The organism is Extibacter muris (assembly GCF_004345005.1).
Classification (GTDB): Bacteria; Bacillota; Clostridia; order Lachnospirales; family Lachnospiraceae; genus Extibacter; species Extibacter muris.
Window position 1 is genome coordinate 56,683 of record NZ_SMMX01000012.1, and the last position, 19,664, is coordinate 76,346.

Genomic DNA, 19,664 nt, shown 5'->3' on the forward strand with positions numbered 1-19,664 from the left:
CAATTTACGTCTCCTTTTCAGGGGGCAAGCTGTTCTTATGTTTGCGCCTTTTTCCTGCACTTCTTATTTGTGTCTTTTATGGCGCTGTTTTCTCCCAAACAGGATCACCGCTATGCCGAACACAGAGAAGCAGGCCAAGGCAATCCAAAGGCTTATATTTGATGTATCACCTGTCTGTGGCACATCATCAGGCGTGTCCGGTGTTGGCTTCGGTGTAGGATCCGGTTTCGGAGTTTCCACGCCATCTTTATGATTGGTAAATTTTACTTCTGCACTGCTGTTTTCTGGAATCGTACCTTTGTCAGCAATAGAAGAAGTTGTATAGCCGTTGCTGTTCGCTTCTTTTTCTACGACAGTATATCCCGTACCGGCAGGGAGCCCCGTGGCATTTGCTTTTTCACCATGTTTTAATATGATTTCCGCAACTCCGTTTGTAAACTCCATATCGCCGTATGTACCGCTGATTGTTTTGTCATCAAGGGTAACTGTAAAGTGAAACTTTTTGTCTTTATCGCCTTGTGTCCCTGTTACTTCTTTCTCTATTGTGATTCCACCCATTTTTGGTGCATGATAGGTGTTGGTAACAGTATAGCCATCAGCGGCGGTACCGGTAACGGAAACCTCATAGCCGTTGCTAATGGTGATTTCTTCTACCGTGTAGGCAATCTTTTTGCCCGCCTTGTATCCGTCCAGATCAGAGAAGGTACCCGTCCAATTGTTGGCAGCGGTCAGGGTCAAGGTCTTTCCCTCGACAACTTTACCGTCCGCCAAAAGTTTAATAGTAACAGATTCTGGTCTCTTGCCGTCTTGATTATTGTTATCATTCCACACCTTGGTGACTTGGACTGAGGTCTTAGGCGCATGAACATTCTCAAAAACAATCTTATCAACTTCTGTTGTGCTTTGAGTAGGCTGAAGGGTTTCCTTTTTGATTGTATGGCTTTCTTGTAGCACATTATCTGCATTCAGTGTAATTTTGTATTCAATATGATACTTTGCATTGTCATATTGATACGCTTCGTCATCGCCTTTTATTTCAGTTACATCAAAGGTATATGTCCCCGGAAGGCTAAAGTTTATATCAAAGCTAAAGGCGCCTATTTTCGGCTCCGATGATGGAATTACCTCGGAGGATGAAGTTGTCTTGGAAAGGGAATAACCCAAGGTACCCGGTAAATTAGTGTCCGTAAGTTTGAATCGAAACACTTCATCGCTGAAATTAAATTGCGTGCCCTCGAAATCAAGTAAATGTTTTTCACCGGAAAGTGTGACCTGAATCGGCTGTGGTCCTTTTCCAATCGTAATCCAACCGTTGGCACTGATACCGCCGCCGCTTTCCGCCTGATTATCTACAACTATTAAAGAAACTAACTGTTCTGCTGTATCAATATCCTTCTGCTCAAGCTGTGATTTGAGCCCATAAGCATTGGTTCGATTATATATGCTAGTGACATCTTCCTCCGGTGTAGTGCCAGCTATGTAACGGTCGCCATGGTTATCGGCATACCAGTGAACCTTGCCACCACCTAAAGTCTTGTCAGACATATAGAGGATGCCATTAACCTGACTTTGCTGACCTCCTAAACTTGTCGTAAATGTATCTTTGCGCTTTTCGACGGTATAGAAGTCATCTCCTGCGTTGACTGCAGTATTTCCCGTTACTAAAGCTCCTTCTTCAAAATAAATATCACTGATACCAATTGGGCAAAACCAGAGTCCTCCGCCTTCATTGCTTGCCTTATTTGTACGAATCTCTACACGAGAAAGCGACAAATGATAGGGTACAGTTTTAACATGTACACCACCGCCGTGATTTTTTGCTGTGTTATGAGCAATCTCACCTGCTTTTAGGTAGACTTCGTTCGACCAAATTAAGATTCCCCCGCCATCACCGTCCACATCCATCGGTGCAGCACTGCCGCCCTGGGTATACTTGCCTAGGGCTTCGTTGCGGCTGATGCTCCCGCCGTTCATGGTAAAACGTCCGGGAAAACGTGTCTGCCATTCAGACATGGAAACTTTCGGATAGTCGTCTGCTGTAACAGGCTTCTTCTCGTTGCCCGCGTATTTGAGCAGGTAGCCATCCTGAATGAGAACGCCCCCGCCACCAACTTCTGTTGTATTTTCGGAAAGGCTGCCGCCATTCATGGTGACATCGGCATTGGCGCTGACAAAGAGACCGCCGCCCTTGTCGTATCCGGTATTGGAACCAATATAGCCGTCATTAAAAATGAATGTGGCGATGGCCGGTGTATTTGAGGGAAGCACATCCAGATCCTTATAAGCATTTTGCATAGTATCCACATTATTTCCGATGCAGACCCCGCCTGTACCGCCTTTATTGTAAGAGATTTCGCCGCCGTTCATTGTGAAAGAGGAACCATCAAAAACATTCACTCCGCCGGCATCCATCCACCATATTTCCGACAAACCGTTTTCGCTGATCTCACCATCGTTCATTGTAAAGGCTGACCCGTGGTCAACTAAAACGCCTTTGTCTTTCGCCTTTTCAATGAGACCACCCTCCATGGTGAACATAGATTGATGGTCTGCATGGACTCCGATTTTTGCAGAACCTGTAATCACGCCATCGTTTAAGTTAAGATTGGCACCATTGTCTAGCTTGACTGCGCAATCTGGCCAATAATAATCGCTACTTCCGATTTGTCCACCGTTCATGACAAATAAGCTTTTATCTCCATCTAATGCAATGACGGCTTTGGAAGATGCCCAATCACCAATTATGCCAGAGTTCAGAATAAGATCCCCCTTGCTTTCAATAAGCGCCTCTTGCATATAGCCGGCATTACCGCTATAACCGCGCCAAGTAGATCGATAGGCATCGGTTGTTGTTTCCCCTATCGTCAAACCGGCTTCTTCGGGTATGAAAAACAGGGATGAAAGGTCTTTTTGGTTTGGCTCAAAAATCGTAACTTGTGAAAAGGATAACGTTACCTCAACGCCAGCCGGAACAGTAATGGTACTATCAAAGGCGATCTTTTCAGCATTTACACTGATTGTTTCTGTGCTGCCGGAAGTAAGTTCTTCAATCGTTTCCTTAAGTGTGGCAAAATCCGTCACCTCTTCTGACCTCAATGAAAATTCTTCGATTTCGTTGTCTAATTCTGAACATAGAGGGCAATCATAATTGCACGGCGTACCCTCTACCGCCTCTACATAGCCGCAGTTTTCATCATGCGAATGGGTGCAGTTCAATTTCTTTGTAGTACAGGCGCTTTCTTCGCCGCAAACATGGGTACATTCGGTTGGGCTGGCCTCGCCCGCTTTGGACGGGGTAGTGCTGTCATCCAAAACAGTTTCATTAGGATAACAGCTTTCGTCATGCGAATGAACACAATTCGTTTCAAAGATAGTGCAATCCTCCGCATGCTCATGGGTGCATAGACTACCTTCCACGCCCTTGCTGTAACCGCAGTCCTCGGTATGTTCCACATGATGAGCACACACGTCACCGCCTGTTGAAGCAGAAGCTGCCATGGTTCCTTGCGGAACAAAGCCGCAAAGCATAACCGCACATAGCAGCAGGCTTAAAAATCTTTTCTTCATGCTCTTTAACTTCTTTATTTTCATATCAATTTACATCTCCTTTTCAGAAATCTTCGTTTTCATTCCCCGCAATTTGAAAAATCATCTGCTTTATGCCTATCCTCAAAAGGCCATTTTCACCCGTATAAATACTCCGCCATAATTGAAAAGATGGAAAAGAGAAAGCGGCTCCAAGCAGATTGACTGCATAAACGGTTTTGCTATGGAAAGATAGAGCGTGTTTCTCAAATCAGAGATGTATTCATACTCGCATTGCTTCAAGCTACAAACAGAAAAAGGCGTGATGCGCCTTTGATTATAGAATATTTATTTGAGTAACAAAAAAGGACAGACTTATTCTGTCTGTCTGTCTGTCTGTCTGTCTGTCTGTCTGTCTGTCTGTCTGTCTGTCTGTCGCGAGTATATCGAGTGTAAGCACAATTGTCAACCCCTTTCTTATAAAAAAACAAAAAAACTTTTGTTTATCTTTACAAGAAAAGAGAGTATTCTAATCGAGCACAGATATACATTAAATATAATATCATAAAACTTCTTAAAAATCAAGTAAAATGGGCAAATCATTTTTCCCTATTTGTAGGATTACAATACATGTGTTACAACTGAATATTTAAAAAGCAGAGATACTGCCTTTTGTGTTATATTTTAGTCACCACAACCACAACATAAACAAAGGAGTTCCCTGCTATGGCTAGTATAACACAAGATATGAGATACCGTCTATCCCTGATCCGCTACGCTGAGAAGTATGGCGTCACCAAGGCGGCTGTCAAATACAAGACCAACCGGCAGTATGTCTACCGCTGGAAACGCCGCTTTGACGGCTCCATGGATTCCCTCCGTGACCGCTCCAGACGGCCTCACCATCACCCCAACCAGCATACCCCACAGGAAGAAAAACTTATCTCGGATATGCGTCGCCGTAACCCTGATGCCGGACTGGTCGTCTTCTGGGTCAAACTCAGGCAGCGCGGCTATTCCCGCTCCATCACCGGACTCTACCGCTTCCTCAAAAACAGCAGGGTCATTGGGAAGCAGTTCTTCCAGTACATTGCCATTGACGAGTATTCCAGATGGCGCTTCGTGGAAGCCTTTGAGGAACACAGCACCTATTCTTCCGCGCAGTTTGTGGAACACCTCGTAAAAGCGTTCCCCATCTCCATCGAGTGCATCCAGACGGATAATGGGTCGGAATTCACCAACCGCTTTACTTCTCACCGGGACAAGCCGACCCTCTTCCAAAAGCACTTGGAAGCACATGAGATAAAGCACAAAGTCATCCGTCCCTTTACCCCTCGTCACAACGGGAAGGTAGAGCGCAGCCATCGAAAAGATAATGAGCGTTTTTATGCGACCCATCTGTTCTATTCCTTTGAGGACTTTGCTGCGCAGCTGAAGGTGTATAACCGTAGGGACTATAACAATTTCCCCATGCGCCCTCTAGGCTGGAAAACACCGAATGAGGTCTTAAAGGATTATTTACGGTCAGTGTAACAAATGTTTGAAAACCTACAGAAATAGGGGACGCCCTTTTTTTAATTGGGGACGGGGTATTTCTAGAAATACCCCGTCCCCAATTGCCTTTAAAAGTTAATTCTTCCCTGCAGCCAGATATCTCCTTTAAAGCGGCGTCCTACGGAAGGCTCTCCTGTCACTTTCTTAACGGGCACGCAGATATCGAACTGCAGCTCATTCACATCAAGTTTCATGACATAGAGCTGTTCCTTTGTATCTTCATTTTCTATTGTATGTATATCCAGTATCTCACCTAATATGGAGTAGCAGTCACATTCTATCCCGTATGGCATGAAACATGTATCCACTATACTGAACACATCTTCTGTGATGAGGCGTCTTGATACTTTGGAATAAATGTCTATATCGTCCAGCGTCAGGCTTTCCATCGCGGCCTGATCGCCATTTTTAGCCGCACTTAATAGCATCATCCTGTTTCTGGATTCTTCCTGTCTCTTTTTTTCTAATTCGGCGTTCTTTAATACCGGGAGCAGAATTGTACCCTTATTGCATAGTCCTGAAAGTGTTACAGAACCGTATTTCACTTTTTTGCCGGACATCTGCTTTTCTTTGATAAATTCTACCGCATTCTGCAGATAAAAGATTAGGCTGATACCTACTTTTACATCTTCACATATACCTACGTAGGCTTCTTCACCCATCCTCCTCTCCACAACGACATCAGCATAAGATGTCAGTCCGCTGCCGATAAAATATGGATAATAATACTGCCGTTCAAAATGCTCGTTTATATCCATATCCCCACAGATAGATACGCCTATGCCGGCGCCGCATTCCCTCTGATACTCGCAGAAATCCAGTTCATTTTCGACTTCTACGAGTTCATGATGGGTGAATGACTCCTCTGTGTCTTTCAGGAATTCATTCAATCGTCTTTTTGAAGTTATATTGCCATAACCTATGGCCTGTAAAAATTTATGCATGGGTTTTTCCTTACAATTTTAATGTTTTATTTCTTTTCAATCTTTGTCATACCACCCATGTATGGCTGCAATACTTCTGGTATACGGACTGAGCCGTCTTCCTGAAGGTTGTTTTCCAAAAATGCAATCAACATTCTAGGTGGCGCTACTACTGTGTTGTTAAGTGTGTGCGCAAAATATTTGCTTCCGTCTGTGCCTTTTACACGTATGCCAAGCCTTCTCGCCTGTGCATCCCCAAGGTTGGAACAGCTTCCTACTTCAAAGTATTTCTTCTGCCTCGGTGACCATGCTTCTACGTCGCAGGATTTAACCTTCAAGTCAGCCAGGTCTCCGGAACAGCACTCCAGCGTACGTACCGGCACATCGAGAGAACGGAATAAGTCTACTGTATTCTGCCAGAGTTTATCATACCATACCTTGCTCTCTTCCGGCTTACAAACGACAATCATCTCCTGCTTTTCAAACTGATGGATTCTGTACACGCCACGTTCTTCAATCCCATGGGCGCCTTTTTCTTTCCGGAAGCATGGTGAATAACTCGTTAATGTCTGTGGTAGCTGGTTTTCATTGAGCATCGTATCGATGAATTTGCCGATCATAGAGTGTTCGCTCGTTCCGATGAGATAGAGGTCTTCACCTTCAATCTTGTACATCATGGCGTCCATCTCTGCGAAACTCATAACTCCTGTTACGACATTGCTGCGAATCATGAATGGAGGGATGCAGTAAGTAAAGCCACGGTTGATCATAAAATCTCTTGCATATGTGATTACTGCTGAATGCAGCCTAGCGATATCTCCCATAAGATAATAGAACCCATTTCCTGCAACTTTTCCTGCACTCTCGAGGTCTATACCGTTAAAATTCTCCATAATCTCCGTGTGATATGGTATTTCAAATTCTGGTATTGCAGGTTCTCCATATTTTTGTATCTCTACATTTTCACTGTCATCTTTTCCTATAGGTACAGATGAATCGATGATATTAGGAATCGTCATCATAATCTTTTTGATTCTTTCCTCTACCTGCTTTTCTTCTGAGGACAAGGCCTCTATTCTGTCAGCATTCTCCTGTACCTTTTTCTTAAGTTCTTCAGCTTCTTCTTTCTTGCCCTGTGCCATGCATGCGCCAATCTGCTTTGATATCTTGTTCCTGTCTGCACGCAGCGCCTCAACTTCCTGTTTAATATCTCTATTCTGCTGATCTAATTGTAATACCTCATCTACGAGAGGAAGTTTATCATCCTGAAATTTCTTTTTGATATTCTCTTTTACTGTATCAGGGTTATTTCTTACAAATTTGATATCTAACATAATTTCCACCTCATTATTCGTTATTGTTATATTTACTATTTATCAATAATGTCTTTGATCTCTTTGTCATATGATTCACTGAATATAGCTCTGTCAAGTGCTTCAGCCTCTTCTTCAGCTAATTCTACATAACTCTCGCCTTTGACGATTTCTTTGATATAAGTGTAGCAGCCTTCTCTGCTGTGCATTGCGTTAATGACCCATCCATTATTATTGCCGTCAAGCATAGCCAGCGCAAAACTGAGCTTTCCACCCATTTCGTTGAATGCGTCATACTTGATAATGCCAAGCTTCTGATAGTCACCTTCCATTTTTTTATTTATTTCTCTTATATCCTGTCTGTTTTGTTTTGTAACCTTAAGTATGGTGTCTATCTCTGCAAACTTGTCCTTAAATCCTTCTTCTAAAGTTTTGCCATCTTTTCCTCTCATAAACGTTGCGTAACTGCTTTTTAACCGGTTATACTTCATAGTGACATTTACATATAATATAAACAATACGATAAACAATATCAACGTAAAGATGAAGATTAAAGCCGGATCTATTCCCAACGCATTCAGTATCTTACTTTCCATATATGCCTATTCTCCTTTGTTGACGCTCATCATTAAATCGAACACACGTTCTAATTCACTGTCTGAATAATATTCTATCTCTATCTTACCTTTTCCTTTTCCTTTAGATGCTATACTTACTTTGGTTCCCATTACTTCTTTTAGTTTATCAGCCAGATCCGTATATATGAACTGGTTTTCTATTATTTTCTTTTCCTTTGGCTTTTTCGGATTTTTTATTTCTTTAATTAGCTTTTCTGTCTCACGCACACTAAGCTTTTCATCAAATATTTTGTTTGCCAGCATATACTGCTGTTCATAATCATCTATTGCTAAGAGTGCTCTTGCATGTCCTGTAGATATCATGTCATCTATAATCATCTGCTGCACTTTTTCATCCAGCTTAAGAAGACGCATCGAGTTAGTTACAGCCGTCCTGCTTTTAGAAACTCTTTCTGCTACTTCATCCTGCTTTAAGTTGAATTCTTCCAATAGTTTTTTAAATGCCATAGCTTCTTCAATTGGATTCAGGTTCTCCCTTTGAATATTTTCAATAAGAGAGATTTCAACTATTTCCTGCTCTGTGTAGTCTTTTACAATAACAGGTACTTCTTTTACACCGGCCATCTTAGCCGCTCTCCATCTTCTTTCGCCTGCTATTATTTCATAATAATCTTTCCTTTTTCTGACCAGAAGTGGCTGTAGTACACCAAATTGTTTTATGGAATCGGCCAGTTCGAGCAGTGCGTCTTCTTCAAAATTTTTACGCGGCTGTTCTCTGTTCGGCTCTACCATATTAATCTTCATCATCCGTTCCCCCGAACCTGGTTTATTATCCTCCGAGGGGTTGCTGGTATTGGTCATAGCTGCCTTTAAAGGCTTGTCAGGAATCAAACTGTCAAGCCCCTTCCCAAGGCCTTTCTTCTTTACTGCCATATCGTCCTCCAAATTAATTATTATTTATTCATCACTTCATCTGCCAGCTTCATATAACTTTCAGAACCCGCAGACCTCGAATCATACTGGCTTATAGGCATACCGTAGCTCGGAGCCTCAGCCAGACGTATATTACGTGGTATAATTGTTTTATATATGGTCTGCTGAAGGTTGTCCTTTACATTTTCTACAACTTGAAGTGACAGATTGGTTCGTGCATCGTACATGGTAAATACGACTCCTTCTATCTCAAGTTGAGGATTCAGGCGTTCCTTGACTAGTTCAACAGTATGTATGAGCTGACTTAATCCCTCCAGGGCATAATATTCACATTGAATAGGGACTAAAACTGTATCTGCTGTAGTCATTGCATTAATCGTAAGCATACTTAATGACGGTGGACAATCAATTATAATATAATCATAATTATCCCTTATGTCCTTAATTGCATCTCTGACAATATACTCTTTTTCTTCCACACCTATAAGTTCTATTTCAGCAGCAGATAGATCTATACTGGTAGGTAATATGTCAAGATTTTCAAGTGCATCTTTCTGTAAAACTTCATCTACATCAGCGTTTCCGATAATCAAATCATAAACTGTTTTGTCAACCGATTCTTTATCTAATCCGAGACCACTTGTCATATTACCCTGAGGATCCATGTCTACTGCAAGAACTTTTTGTCCTTTTTCTGCCAGGCAAGCGGATAGATTAATTGCTGTTGTAGTCTTTCCAACACCACCTTTTTGGTTGGCAATGGCTATAACTCTTCCCATTTTAATCACCTTTCTGTTTTTTGCATAGATTTAGTATACCACCTTTTCAACATTATATCTACTAAATGTTTCACGTGAAACATTTAATTTTGAATATTATAGTGCTTTTTTAATAATTTTTAATGTAAGTAAGTGGTAGTGTAGTTATTCTTTTGATGATTTAACATATTTTACTACAGAAAATAGTTAGCATTTATAGAATAATTATTTTTTTAACTGAGCATAAGATTATGTATTTATATGTGTCTAGTACTTCTAAACAAGATGTTTCACGTGAAACATTTTTACTTTTTAGCTTTATATATGAACTTTAATGTAGTATAATATTCTTATGGATAATAGTCTTATATAATATAATTATCCTTTGAGTTAATAAGCTATTTTAAAAACCAAAACAAGGGGACGTTGTTTTAAAAGAAAGTGGGGTTTATATGAGCTGGAAAAAGAAATTTGCTGCGGTATCTGCGTTAGCTGGCGTATCTGCTGTTACATTACATATGATAAATAAGTTTATATACTTTTCTGCCACACTGGATGATTTATTGACAAATCCATCCGGTTCTTATTATGAATGGAGATTTGGCAAGATTTATTATACAAAAAAGGGAGAAGGCAAACCTTTACTTCTCATACATGATTTAACTACTTACAGTTCTGCATATGAATGGAATAAGGTGATTGATCATTTATCTAAGAATCATACTGTCTTCAGTATAGATTTATTAGGCTGCGGCCGCTCAGATAAACCAAACCTCACCTATACTAATTATATGTATATGCAGCTTATTACAGATTTTATAAAACATGTAATAGGAGATAAGACGGATGTAATAGCAACGGGAAAATCTGGTTCGTTTGTTTTAGCTGCATGTCAAAATGATAATTCAATAGTAGATCAAATTGTATTAGTTAACCCAGCCAGTATAGAACTTCTTGGCAAAATACCTACGAAAAGAAGTAAATGTCTAAGCTTGTTGATAAATACTCCTGTAATAGGTACTTTTGTCTATAACATGCTCACGAAGCGAAGTGATATACAGGCATTGTTCCAAATGGATTATTATTATGATTTTGATAAGATAGAGGAAAATTTAGTGCGCACATATTATGAAAGTGCCCACTCTGGAAATGCTTCATCAAAATATCTATTTGCAAGTATGTCAGGATATTATACAACTATAAATATTCCTCATTGTCTGGAATCATTATCTAACAGCATATTTATAATAACAGGAAAATCTAATTCAGATAATTTTGATTTTGCCGATGCCTATAAAGATATACTCCCGTCCATTGAGATAGTCGAAATGGATGATAGTAAATATCTGCCTCAGTTGGAACATGCACACGAATTTCTTGAACAGGTTAATATACTGTTGTCAACTGAAGAATAGAAGAGTAGTGATATACAAAAACATCCTATGAACGTGTTACTGTTCATAGGATGTTTTTAATACAATATAAATTATGTTAATGGCTCTTTCGATGGCAGACCTGCTTTACGTGGATATTTCTTAGGAGTCATTTTAGTTTTTTCTATAATTATAAATGATCTGCCTATATCTGTTCCTGGAAGTTGAAATTTTACTATGTCTCTGATATTTCCACCTAATAAGGATATGGCATTTTTAGAATGTTCTACTTCATTTTCTATATCCTCCGATTTATACGGAATAAATATACCCCCTGTCCGTATATAAGGTATGCAATACTCTGATAGAGTAGCCAGATTTGCGACAGCCCGTGAAACACAAAGGTCATAGTTCTCTCTATATTCTGTCTGTTTCGCATAATCTTCCGCACGCCCATGCATGGCTTTGATACCCTTAAGACCAGTATTTTCTATAACTGTATCTAAAAAACGTACTCTCTTTTTCAAGGAGTCTAATAACGTCACATCCAGTTGGGGATATATGATTTTCAAAGGTATGCCCGGAAATCCTGCGCCTGTACCGATATCTATGATATTGTGAACTTTTTGTAAATTGACAGCTTTAACAATAGCAAGACTATCTAAAAAATGCTTTTCAACTACTTCCTCATATTCTGTAATACCAGTCAGATTCATAACCTTATTCCAATCTGTAAGCAGATTATAGAAGATCTGAAACTGCTCTGACTGATTTCCATCAAGTGTAATATTAAGTTCTTGCAGTTTTGACTCTAATATATTATTCATTATAAACTCCTATGCATTAAGATACACTAATAGCACTGAGATATCTGCCGGAGATACGCCAGATATCCTGGAAGCCTGTCCAATGGATACAGGGCGGTATTCCTTTAATTTCTGGATTGCCTCGATGCGCAGACTTTTCACTTCGTCATAGTCGATATTTTCCGGTATCTTTTTCTTCTCCAGCTTCTTGAACTGTTCTACCTGTTTTTCCTGGCGCCTGATATATCCTTCATATTTGATAGATATATTAACCTGTTCTATAACTTCATCCTGTAAATCATTTGGCATAATTGGACGGCCTTTATCAATCGGTTCCAATATATCATACGAAAGTTCGGGCCGGCGTATAAGTTCTGCGAGAGTAGTGCCTGAATTCAAAGGGGTACTGTCATATGTGGAAAGTAAATCCTGCACCTTCTCATTTATACCCACGTGTGTATGAAGCAGCCGATCTATTTCGTCAGCAATCAATCTTTCCTTAAGAAGGAACCTGTTATAACGTTTTTCTTCTATCAGACCCATCTCGTAGCCTATTCTAGTAAGCCTCCGGTCTGCATTATCCTGCCGGAGCAGCAGCCGGTACTCAGCACGTGACGTCATCATCCTGTATGGCTCATGGCTTTCTTTTGTGACCAGGTCGTCAATCAGCACACCAATATACGCCTGTGAACGGTCTATAATCATCGGTTCCTTGCCATGGAGCATCCGGGATGCGTTGATACCTGCCACAAGTCCTTGTGCCGCTGCTTCTTCGTAACCTGAACTGCCGTTAAATTGTCCGCCGCTGAACAGACCTTCAACCGAACGAAATTCTAATGAAGGTTTAAGCTGCCTTGCGTCGATGCAGTCATACTCGATTGCATAAGCATTTCTTACGATCTTCACATGCTCAAGCCCGGGAACAGTCCGGTACATGTCATACTGTACGTCTTCCGGAAGCGAGCTTGACATGCCTCCTATATACATTTCGTTCGTCTCTAGTCCTTCGGGCTCGATGAATACCTGGTGCCTGTCCTTATCTGCAAACTTAACAACTTTATCTTCAATGGATGGACAATATCTCGGACCTGTTCCCTCTATCATTCCAGAATATAAAGGAGACCTGTCGAGGTTCTTCCTGATAATCTCGTGCGTCTTGTCATTTGTATAAGTCAGCCAGCATGATACCTGGTCAATCTGTACATCTTCTGGAGCGGTAGTAAATGAAAAAGGTACAATTTTTTCATCACCAAACTGTTCTTCCATCTTACTGAAGTCGACTGTATTCCTGTCAATCCTGGCCGGAGTGCCTGTCTTAAAGCGATACATCTTAATACCAAGATCTTTCAGGCATTCCGTCAGATAGTTTGCCGCCTGAAGTCCATTGGGCCCTGTATTCTGGCTTACATCACCGTATACGCAGCGTGCTTTCAGATATGTCCCTGTACATAAGATAACAGCTCTGCACCGGTAGACTGTGCCAGAATAAGTCTGTACTCCTGTCACCTTATTGTCTTCAGTTATTATATTTACTACTTCTGCCTGCTTTATTTCCAGCCTTTCCTGGCTCTCTAGCACCTGGCGCATTGTATTGCTGTAGCGCAGTTTATCAGCCTGTGCCCGGAGGGAGTGTACGGCAGGACCCTTTGACTTATTTAGCATCTTAGACTGAATGAAAGTCTGGTCAATCACTTTTCCCATCTCTCCGCCAAGTGCATCGATCTCTCTCACAAGGTGTCCTTTGGAACTTCCTCCAATATTAGGATTACACGGCATCAATGCTATGCTGTCTACACTCACCGTAAAAACAATCGTCTGGAATCCAAGCCTGGCAGATGCAAGTGCAGCTTCACATCCTGCATGCCCTGCGCCAATAACCACAATATCGTATTTGTCTCTATTTTCCCATACAGAATTTGCTGAATATCTCATTTACCAAATCTTCTCCCATCGTATCCCCGGTAATGCTGCCAAGAGATTCATAAGCATCTAGCAGATCAATTGAGTAAAAGTCTTCCGGCATCCCGCTGTCAATCGACTCTATAACCCTTAGTAAAGAGTTACGGGCATCCTGCAGCGCAGCCTTATGTCTCACATTAGTTATATATATTTCATTATTAAATGAAAGATTTCCTTCAAAAAACATATCTTTTACTACTTCTTCAAAATCATTAATGCCACATTGATTCTTTGCTGATACTTCTATTACTTGAATTTCTTTGCTTTCATCACATTCATTATTTGCAGGATTTATTGCATAATAAGCATCTATTACTTTTTCCTTATTAATCATCATATCTAAATCTGACTTATTTAGCAAGATAATCACAGGTTTTCCAGATATCATTTTTATTATCTGCGTGTCATTCTCATCAAGCGGAGCAGAGGCATCGATCACATATATAACCAAATCTGCTTCATCAGCATGTAGCCTTGCCTTGTCTACCCCAATCCGTTCCACGATATCATCTGTCTCCCTGATACCTGCGGTATCTATTATATTAAGTGAAATGCCCTGAAGATTAATGTGCTCTTCTAATATATCACGGGTCGTTCCCGCTACCTCCGTCACGATAGCCCTCTCTTCACCTACTAGTACATTAAGAAGCGTAGACTTGCCAGCATTCGGCTTACCGACGATGACCGTCTTTATCCCTTCCTTAATGATTCTTCCATCGTTACATGTAGAAAGTAGTTTCTCAATCTCTGACAGAAGTTCAGCAACAGTGCCCTTTAGCTCCTTACCATAGCCGTCGACACTGATATGTTCAGGGTCATCTAAAGCAGTCTCAATAAAGGCCGTATGGTATATTATTTTATTTCTAATGTCATTTATTTTTGACTTTACATTTCCCCTCAACTGACCTATTGAACTTTTTAACGCATATTCATTCTGAGAAGCAATCAAATCTCCAACAGCTTCAGCCTGGGACAAATCAAGCCTGCCATTGAGAAAGGCACGCTTTGTAAACTCTCCTGGCTCCGCGGGCCTCGCCCCATTTTCAATCATAATTTCAAGAACACGCTTGACAAGATAGACCCCGCCATGGCAGTTAACTTCCACCGTATCCTCCCCTGTATAGCTGTGAGGACCTCTCATAATCATGACAAGTACTTCATCTACAGGCCCATTGTCATCCTTGATAAAGCCATAATGTATCGTATGTGACTTCTGGGATGAAAGCTGCTTGCCATTCTTTCCCTCATATATCTTGTCCGCAATCATAAAAGCTTCATCACCGCTCATACGGACAATACCAATACCAGAATCAGACATTGCTGTGGATATTGCCGCAATAGTTTGAGTTTTCACAACAATTACCTCCGTTTTCATAGGGGTCTGACCCCTATGAAAATATACAAAAAATAGGGGCAATTTCAACCCCTATTTTTTCTTTTTATTTACTTACGTACTAATGTAACTACTACTCTTCTGTAAGGCTCTTCACCTTCGCTATGTGTGGATACTGCGGAATCTGCTTGTAAAGCTGAATGGATTATTCTTCTTTCATAAGGGTTCATCGGCTCAAGGGATACGGTTCTTCTTGTCCTTTTTACTTTACTTGCTATATTCTTTGCAAGGTTTTCCAGAGTTTCTTTTCTTCTGCGCCTATAGTCCTCTGTATCAAGTTTTACCCTTACATAACCGTCCTGCGTCTTGTTGGCAACTCTGTTTGTGAGATATTGAAGAGAGTCCAGTGTCTGTCCGCGCTTTCCTATAAGTATACCCATATTTTTTCCATCCATGTCTATGCTCAGTGCACCTTCTTTGTCAACCGTTGATGTCACTTTTACACCTTCCATATCCATGGCCTGCAATACATCATATATGAATTTCTCACATGCTGCGATGGTCTCTTGTTCAACCTTCGCAAGATCTGCTTCTTCTTTCTCTGCAGCCGGCTTCTCCTCTTTTATTTTTACAAGAGCCTTTTCTTTCTTTATCTCTCTTTTATAATCTTTTTTAAAGTCTTTTTTTACTTCTGTTTTTTCTTTTTTAACCGGCACTTCTGGTTTTGTCTCTTCAACAGGTTCTTCTTTTACAGGCTCTGCTATCTTCTTGCGGGCTTTTATTACTGCCTGTTTCATTCCGATACCAAGGAAGCCTGCACTTCCTTTTTCAATTACTTCATAATCCAACTGGTCACTTGTCACGCCTAACTGGATTAAAGCCTCTGTAATTGCGTCATCCAGCGTCTTTGCCGATACAGTAATATATTCCATAACCCATGCCCCCTAATCGTTCTTGTTAAACTTTTTAACCATGTTTGCCTTGGACGCCAGACTTCCTTCCTTAGCGTTTCCAGCATTATCACGTGCCCTTGCTATTTTCTCTTCTCTTTCTTTTTCTGTCAGACCTGAAGTACCGCGGTTTGCAGAATCTTTTAGAGTTCTTGTATTTGTCTGTGCCATCGCATTTATTTTTTCAGCTTTCTCGCCTCTCTTCTGGCGCTTCTCAGCTGCTTTTTCTTTATTTTTCTCAATAATATCTTCTACCGACACTTTGCCCAGGTGCTTATTGATAAGTACCTGCTGAACACACCGTACTACTGCACTTATAATCCAGTAGAGGCCAATACCTGAAGATAATGTAAATACCATGAATACTGAGAATATCGGCATCGTCATGTTCACCGTCTTCATCGTTCCTGCCATCGGATTATCCTTGTCCATCTGCTGGCCTGATATAGACTGTGAAAGCTTGATACTGAGAAACTGTGTAAGGCCTGACAGAATGGGGAGCAGTATGGCAGTTATAATTATGATGATTGGAGCTATGCCGAAGGAACCACTTTCTTTTATCATCTGGACAGGTGACAGTGTAAGATCTGGTATCGTAATAAACTTATTCACATCTACCGCCGCATTTTTGATGGCTGGAACGTAATTCTTCATATCATAGATAACCGGATACAGTGCAAACAGCAATGGCATCTGAATCAATAAGGGAAGACATCCGCCTGTCATGGATGTTCCATACTTGTCATATACCTGCTGAATCTCTTCCTGCTGCTTCATCATAGAAGCCTGATCCTTTTTATTCTTATACTTCTTCTGAACTGCCTGGATCTCAGGGTTCATGACAGAAGACATCTTTGCTGTTTTCTGCTGCTTGATAGTAAGCGGAAGCATAATTGTATATACGACTATTGTGTAAAATATAATAGATAAGCCCACCAGGCCGTTGTCCGATGGCAATACGTTATCTAACACCGTGTAGATAAAGTTCATTACTTTACCGAGTAACCACGCAATCTGTCCTACAATAGGCCAGTTTGCAGTAGTTAATAAAGCAGCTGCTGTCATTCTTTCTTCCTCCATTGTAAATACGATTAATATAAATTATCAGGGTACGGGGTCATATCCACCCTTTGCAAATGGATTACAACGCAGTATTCTCCAGATGGCCAGACGACTTCCTTTCCATGCTCCATATTTTTCAATTGCCTCAACTGCATATTCGGAACATGTAGGAAAATAGATACATGTGGAATATTGCTTGAGTCCTGAAAGATATTTCCTATAGAATCTGATACATCCAAGCAGAATTCTTTTCATAATATGTCACCCCACTAATGGGAATTGCTTCCCACATCTATAATTTCATGAAGATGTCCTAGATGGAGCAATGCGCTGACGATTTCATTGTAGTTCTTTTCTTTAGCGCCTATTCTTGCTATTACAATTATATCTAATCCGCATCTGAACTTATCTTCTTGTAGTCGATAACTTTCCCTGATTAACCTTGTCAATCTGTGTCGCACTACACTATTTCCTACTTTTTTACTTACTGAAATACCTAACCTGTTCTTCTTCGTATGATTTTCCATCACATACATTACAAGATACTTGTTCGCATAAGAAATACCATTATTATAGACAGTCTGAAAATCCTTATTTTTCTTTAAAGATTCGGAATATTTCATACAGTGGATCTCCCAATTTTTAGAGAAGAAAAGGCCACATATATGCGGCCTACGCTGATAATCTCTTTCTTCCTTTTGCTCTTCTGCTTGCAAGTACTTTTCTTCCACCTGCTGTGCTCATTCTCGTTCTGAAACCATGAACTTTAGATCTCTGTCTCTTTTTTGGCTGGAATGTCATTTTCATTGATATCCACCTCCTTATATTTTACAAGGGATATACTCCCACATATTTCTAAAGACATCAGTTAAGATTATATTAAAAAAAAGCCTGTACGTCAAGCAAAAGCTAGGATTTTGTCATTTTTTTTAATTGGGGACGGAGGTTTTTTCAATTTCCCCCGTCCCCAATTATTTTCCATATTATCCACATTTTGTGGATAACCTGTGGGTTTTAGGTGGATAGACTGTGGATATACAAGTTTTTTTCTCTTTTTGTACCGTGTATGTGGTATTTTCTGCTTATGATAAAGTTATCCACATGAATAATCGTTGCTTAAATAGTGATTTTGATGTAAAATGTAAAGAACGGGTTTATGCTTAAAACCCTTTTAAATGGAAAGATTAGGAGTTTATGGGAATGAACATTGTGAAGGAAAAATGGCAGGAGATTATAGAGCATCTTAGAATCGAGCATGGGTTGTCCAACGTATCTTTCTCTACATGGATCCAGCCTTTAAAGGTATATGACGTTATAGAAACCACGGTATTCATACTTGTCAATATGAATGCAAGTGTGGAATATATCGAGAAGAAGTATCTGCTCCCTCTTAAAGTCTGTATTGCAGAGATTACGGGAACGGAATATGAGGTTATATTCTTATCAGAAGATGATGAAAGAATCGATGAGATTCAGAATATGGCCATTGAAGCGAACCAGAAGAAAAAATCGAAGTCCGCAGCTGAGAAGGCCGGGCTTAATCCAAAGTACACTTTCGATACGTTTGTCGTAGGCGGCAACAACAACTTTGCCCATGCGGCTTCTCTGGCGGTTGCGGAATCACCTGGGGAAGTATATAACCCCCTGTTCCTTTACGGAGGCGTAGGACTGGGAAAGACCCATCTCATGCATTCAATCGCACATTTTATATTGGAAAATAGTCCAAAGAAAAAGGTCCTGTATGTAACGAGCGAAACGTTTACAAATGAGCTGATCGATGCGCTGAAGAACGGGAAGACGGCCGGCAATGAGTCGGCCATGTCAAAGTTCCGTGACAAGTATAGAAATAATGATGTTCTTCTGATAGACGACATACAATTTATAATAGGAAAAGAAAGTACCCAGGAAGAATTTTTCCACACGTTCAACCATCTCCATACTTCTGGAAAACAGATTATCATCTCAAGTGATAAGCCTCCTAAGGATATCGAGACGTTGGAAGCACGGCTCCGCACCCGGTTCGAGTGGGGACTTATCGCGGATATCTCGGCTCCGAATTATGAGACAAGGATGGCAATCCTTCAGAAGAAGATTGAACTTGACAAACTGGAAAAATATAATATACCTCAGGATGTCATCGAATATATTGCTACTAATGTAAAGACAAACATCCGGGAGCTGGAAGGTTCCCTGAATAAGCTGATAGCGCTGTACAAACTGAATAACAATGCCACAGAGATAGATATCACCCTAGCCTCAGAAGCTCTGAAAGATATCATATCCTCCAAAAACAACAGGGAAGTGACACCCGAACTCATACTTGATATCGTTTCCGAGCATTTCGGCGTATCCATCGTTGATTTGAAAAGCAATAAACGAAATGCAGATATATCCACCCCAAGGCAGATTGCGATGTATCTTATCCGCTCTATGACAGACACGCCATTGAAATCAATCGGCATCTTCCTAGGAGGGAAAGACCATTCCACAGTAAAGCATGGAGTTGACAAGATAACAAAAGAAGTCACGACTGATGAAACGTTATCGAATACGGTAAGCATCATAAAGAAGAAAATTAATCCGGCTTAATGTTAATA

At 40.6% G+C, this 19,664-nt stretch carries 17 protein-coding genes; 3 read left to right on the plus strand and 14 right to left on the minus strand.

The annotated features are described in order from the left end of the window. Nucleotides 1-63: 63 nt before the first annotated feature. Nucleotides 64-3,591 (minus strand): Cna B-type domain-containing protein, encoded by a 3,528-nt coding sequence (locus E1963_RS13890; RefSeq protein WP_132279019.1) that lies wholly within the window; start codon nucleotides 3,589-3,591, stop codon nucleotides 64-66. Nucleotides 3,592-4,272: 681 nt separating this feature from the next. Here E1963_RS13890 and E1963_RS13895 point away from each other — a divergent pair. Next, nucleotides 4,273-5,058 (plus strand): DDE-type integrase/transposase/recombinase, encoded by a 786-nt coding sequence (locus E1963_RS13895; protein WP_243117743.1) that lies wholly within the window; start codon nucleotides 4,273-4,275, stop codon nucleotides 5,056-5,058. An 89-nt stretch (nucleotides 5,059-5,147) separates the two neighbouring features. On the opposite strand, the gene E1963_RS13900 is transcribed toward E1963_RS13895, so the two are convergent. Genes E1963_RS13900 through E1963_RS13920 form a run of 5 tightly spaced genes read right to left on the minus strand, consistent with a single transcriptional unit; the run spans nucleotide 5,148 to nucleotide 9,605 of the window. Further along, complete coding sequence (locus E1963_RS13900) at nucleotides 5,148-6,023, minus strand: DUF3881 family protein (protein WP_132279025.1); 876 nt, start codon at nucleotides 6,021-6,023, stop codon at nucleotides 5,148-5,150. A gap of 26 nt (nucleotides 6,024-6,049) precedes the next feature. Next, the gene (gene serS / locus E1963_RS13905; protein WP_132279028.1) at nucleotides 6,050-7,336 is read right to left on the minus strand and encodes a serine--tRNA ligase; all 1,287 of its coding nucleotides are present in this window, start codon (nucleotides 7,334-7,336) and stop codon (nucleotides 6,050-6,052) included. Between the two features lie 35 nt (nucleotides 7,337-7,371). Continuing rightward, nucleotides 7,372-7,911 (minus strand): DUF4446 family protein, encoded by a 540-nt coding sequence (locus E1963_RS13910; protein WP_132279031.1) that lies wholly within the window; start codon nucleotides 7,909-7,911, stop codon nucleotides 7,372-7,374. Nucleotides 7,912-7,917: 6 nt separating this feature from the next. Then, nucleotides 7,918-8,826 (minus strand): ParB/RepB/Spo0J family partition protein, encoded by a 909-nt coding sequence (locus E1963_RS13915; RefSeq protein WP_132279034.1) that lies wholly within the window; start codon nucleotides 8,824-8,826, stop codon nucleotides 7,918-7,920. A 20-nt stretch (nucleotides 8,827-8,846) separates the two neighbouring features. Next, entirely contained in the window at nucleotides 8,847-9,605 is a 759-nt protein-coding gene (locus E1963_RS13920; RefSeq protein WP_132279037.1) for a ParA family protein, read from the minus strand. A 431-nt stretch (nucleotides 9,606-10,036) separates the two neighbouring features. On the opposite strand from E1963_RS13920, the gene E1963_RS13925 reads away from it, so the two are divergent. Next, nucleotides 10,037-10,999: an alpha/beta fold hydrolase gene (locus E1963_RS13925; protein ID WP_132279040.1), complete on the plus strand. Its 963-nt coding sequence runs from the start codon at nucleotides 10,037-10,039 to the stop codon at nucleotides 10,997-10,999. Nucleotides 11,000-11,070: 71 nt separating this feature from the next. On the opposite strand, the gene rsmG is transcribed toward E1963_RS13925, so the two are convergent. From rsmG to rpmH, 8 genes are all read right to left on the minus strand, one after another. After that, entirely contained in the window at nucleotides 11,071-11,784 is a 714-nt protein-coding gene (rsmG, locus tag E1963_RS13930; RefSeq protein WP_132279043.1) for a 16S rRNA (guanine(527)-N(7))-methyltransferase RsmG, read from the minus strand. A 9-nt stretch (nucleotides 11,785-11,793) separates the two neighbouring features. Continuing rightward, entirely contained in the window at nucleotides 11,794-13,695 is a 1,902-nt protein-coding gene (mnmG, locus tag E1963_RS13935; RefSeq protein WP_132279046.1) for a tRNA uridine-5-carboxymethylaminomethyl(34) synthesis enzyme MnmG, read from the minus strand. Further along, on the minus strand, nucleotides 13,661-15,097 hold the full coding sequence (mnmE, locus tag E1963_RS13940) for a tRNA uridine-5-carboxymethylaminomethyl(34) synthesis GTPase MnmE (protein WP_132279049.1): 1,437 nt from the start codon (nucleotides 15,095-15,097) through the stop codon (nucleotides 13,661-13,663). The genes mnmG and mnmE overlap by 35 nt, the downstream gene beginning before the upstream one ends. Nucleotides 15,098-15,165: 68 nt before the next feature. Further along, on the minus strand, nucleotides 15,166-15,987 hold the full coding sequence (gene jag / locus E1963_RS13945) for an RNA-binding cell elongation regulator Jag/EloR (protein WP_132279052.1): 822 nt from the start codon (nucleotides 15,985-15,987) through the stop codon (nucleotides 15,166-15,168). Nucleotides 15,988-15,999: 12 nt separating this feature from the next. Beyond that, nucleotides 16,000-17,070: a YidC/Oxa1 family membrane protein insertase gene (locus tag E1963_RS13950; RefSeq protein WP_132279055.1), complete on the minus strand. Its 1,071-nt coding sequence runs from the start codon at nucleotides 17,068-17,070 to the stop codon at nucleotides 16,000-16,002. 39 nt (nucleotides 17,071-17,109) lie between these two features. Continuing rightward, nucleotides 17,110-17,322, minus strand: coding sequence for a membrane protein insertion efficiency factor YidD (yidD, locus tag E1963_RS13955; protein WP_082912647.1), 213 nt, complete (start codon nucleotides 17,320-17,322; stop codon nucleotides 17,110-17,112). Between the two features lie 14 nt (nucleotides 17,323-17,336). After that, nucleotides 17,337-17,690 (minus strand): ribonuclease P protein component, encoded by a 354-nt coding sequence (gene rnpA / locus E1963_RS13960; RefSeq protein ID WP_132279058.1) that lies wholly within the window; start codon nucleotides 17,688-17,690, stop codon nucleotides 17,337-17,339. A gap of 49 nt (nucleotides 17,691-17,739) precedes the next feature. After that, nucleotides 17,740-17,874, minus strand: coding sequence for a 50S ribosomal protein L34 (gene rpmH, locus E1963_RS13965; RefSeq protein WP_132279061.1), 135 nt, complete (start codon nucleotides 17,872-17,874; stop codon nucleotides 17,740-17,742). 393 nt (nucleotides 17,875-18,267) lie between these two features. Here rpmH and dnaA point away from each other — a divergent pair, with 393 nt between their 5' ends. Then, nucleotides 18,268-19,656 carry a chromosomal replication initiator protein DnaA gene (gene dnaA / locus E1963_RS13970; RefSeq protein ID WP_132279064.1) on the plus strand — a complete coding sequence of 463 codons (1,389 nt, stop codon included), beginning with the start codon at nucleotides 18,268-18,270 and terminating at the stop codon, nucleotides 19,654-19,656. The last annotated feature ends 8 nt before the right edge of the window (nucleotides 19,657-19,664 follow it).

What these genes read in the sequence shown, in the direction of transcription:
- E1963_RS13890 (WP_132279019.1), bottom strand. Translation starts at nt 3,591, where the DNA reads ATGAAAATAAAGAAGTTAAAGAGCATGAAGAAAAGATTTTTAAGCCTG.
- E1963_RS13895 (WP_243117743.1), top strand. Translation starts at nt 4,273, where the DNA reads ATGAGATACCGTCTATCCCTGATCCGCTACGCTGAGAAGTATGGCGTC.
- E1963_RS13900 (WP_132279025.1), bottom strand. Translation starts at nt 6,023, where the DNA reads ATGCATAAATTTTTACAGGCCATAGGTTATGGCAATATAACTTCAAAA.
- serS (WP_132279028.1), bottom strand. Translation starts at nt 7,336, where the DNA reads ATGTTAGATATCAAATTTGTAAGAAATAACCCTGATACAGTAAAAGAG.
- E1963_RS13910 (WP_132279031.1), bottom strand. Translation starts at nt 7,911, where the DNA reads ATGGAAAGTAAGATACTGAATGCGTTGGGAATAGATCCGGCTTTAATC.
- E1963_RS13915 (WP_132279034.1), bottom strand. Translation starts at nt 8,826, where the DNA reads ATGGCAGTAAAGAAGAAAGGCCTTGGGAAGGGGCTTGACAGTTTGATT.
- E1963_RS13920 (WP_132279037.1), bottom strand. Translation starts at nt 9,605, where the DNA reads ATGGGAAGAGTTATAGCCATTGCCAACCAAAAAGGTGGTGTTGGAAAG.
- E1963_RS13925 (WP_132279040.1), top strand. Translation starts at nt 10,037, where the DNA reads ATGAGCTGGAAAAAGAAATTTGCTGCGGTATCTGCGTTAGCTGGCGTA.
- rsmG (WP_132279043.1), bottom strand. Translation starts at nt 11,784, where the DNA reads ATGAATAATATATTAGAGTCAAAACTGCAAGAACTTAATATTACACTT.
- mnmG (WP_132279046.1), bottom strand. Translation starts at nt 13,695, where the DNA reads ATGAGATATTCAGCAAATTCTGTATGGGAAAATAGAGACAAATACGAT.
- mnmE (WP_132279049.1), bottom strand. Translation starts at nt 15,097, where the DNA reads ATGAAAACGGAGGTAATTGTTGTGAAAACTCAAACTATTGCGGCAATA.
- jag (WP_132279052.1), bottom strand. Translation starts at nt 15,987, where the DNA reads ATGGAATATATTACTGTATCGGCAAAGACGCTGGATGACGCAATTACA.
- E1963_RS13950 (WP_132279055.1), bottom strand. Translation starts at nt 17,070, where the DNA reads ATGACAGCAGCTGCTTTATTAACTACTGCAAACTGGCCTATTGTAGGA.
- yidD (WP_082912647.1), bottom strand. Translation starts at nt 17,322, where the DNA reads ATGAAAAGAATTCTGCTTGGATGTATCAGATTCTATAGGAAATATCTT.
- rnpA (WP_132279058.1), bottom strand. Translation starts at nt 17,690, where the DNA reads ATGAAATATTCCGAATCTTTAAAGAAAAATAAGGATTTTCAGACTGTC.
- rpmH (WP_132279061.1), bottom strand. Translation starts at nt 17,874, where the DNA reads ATGAAAATGACATTCCAGCCAAAAAAGAGACAGAGATCTAAAGTTCAT.
- dnaA (WP_132279064.1), top strand. Translation starts at nt 18,268, where the DNA reads ATGAACATTGTGAAGGAAAAATGGCAGGAGATTATAGAGCATCTTAGA.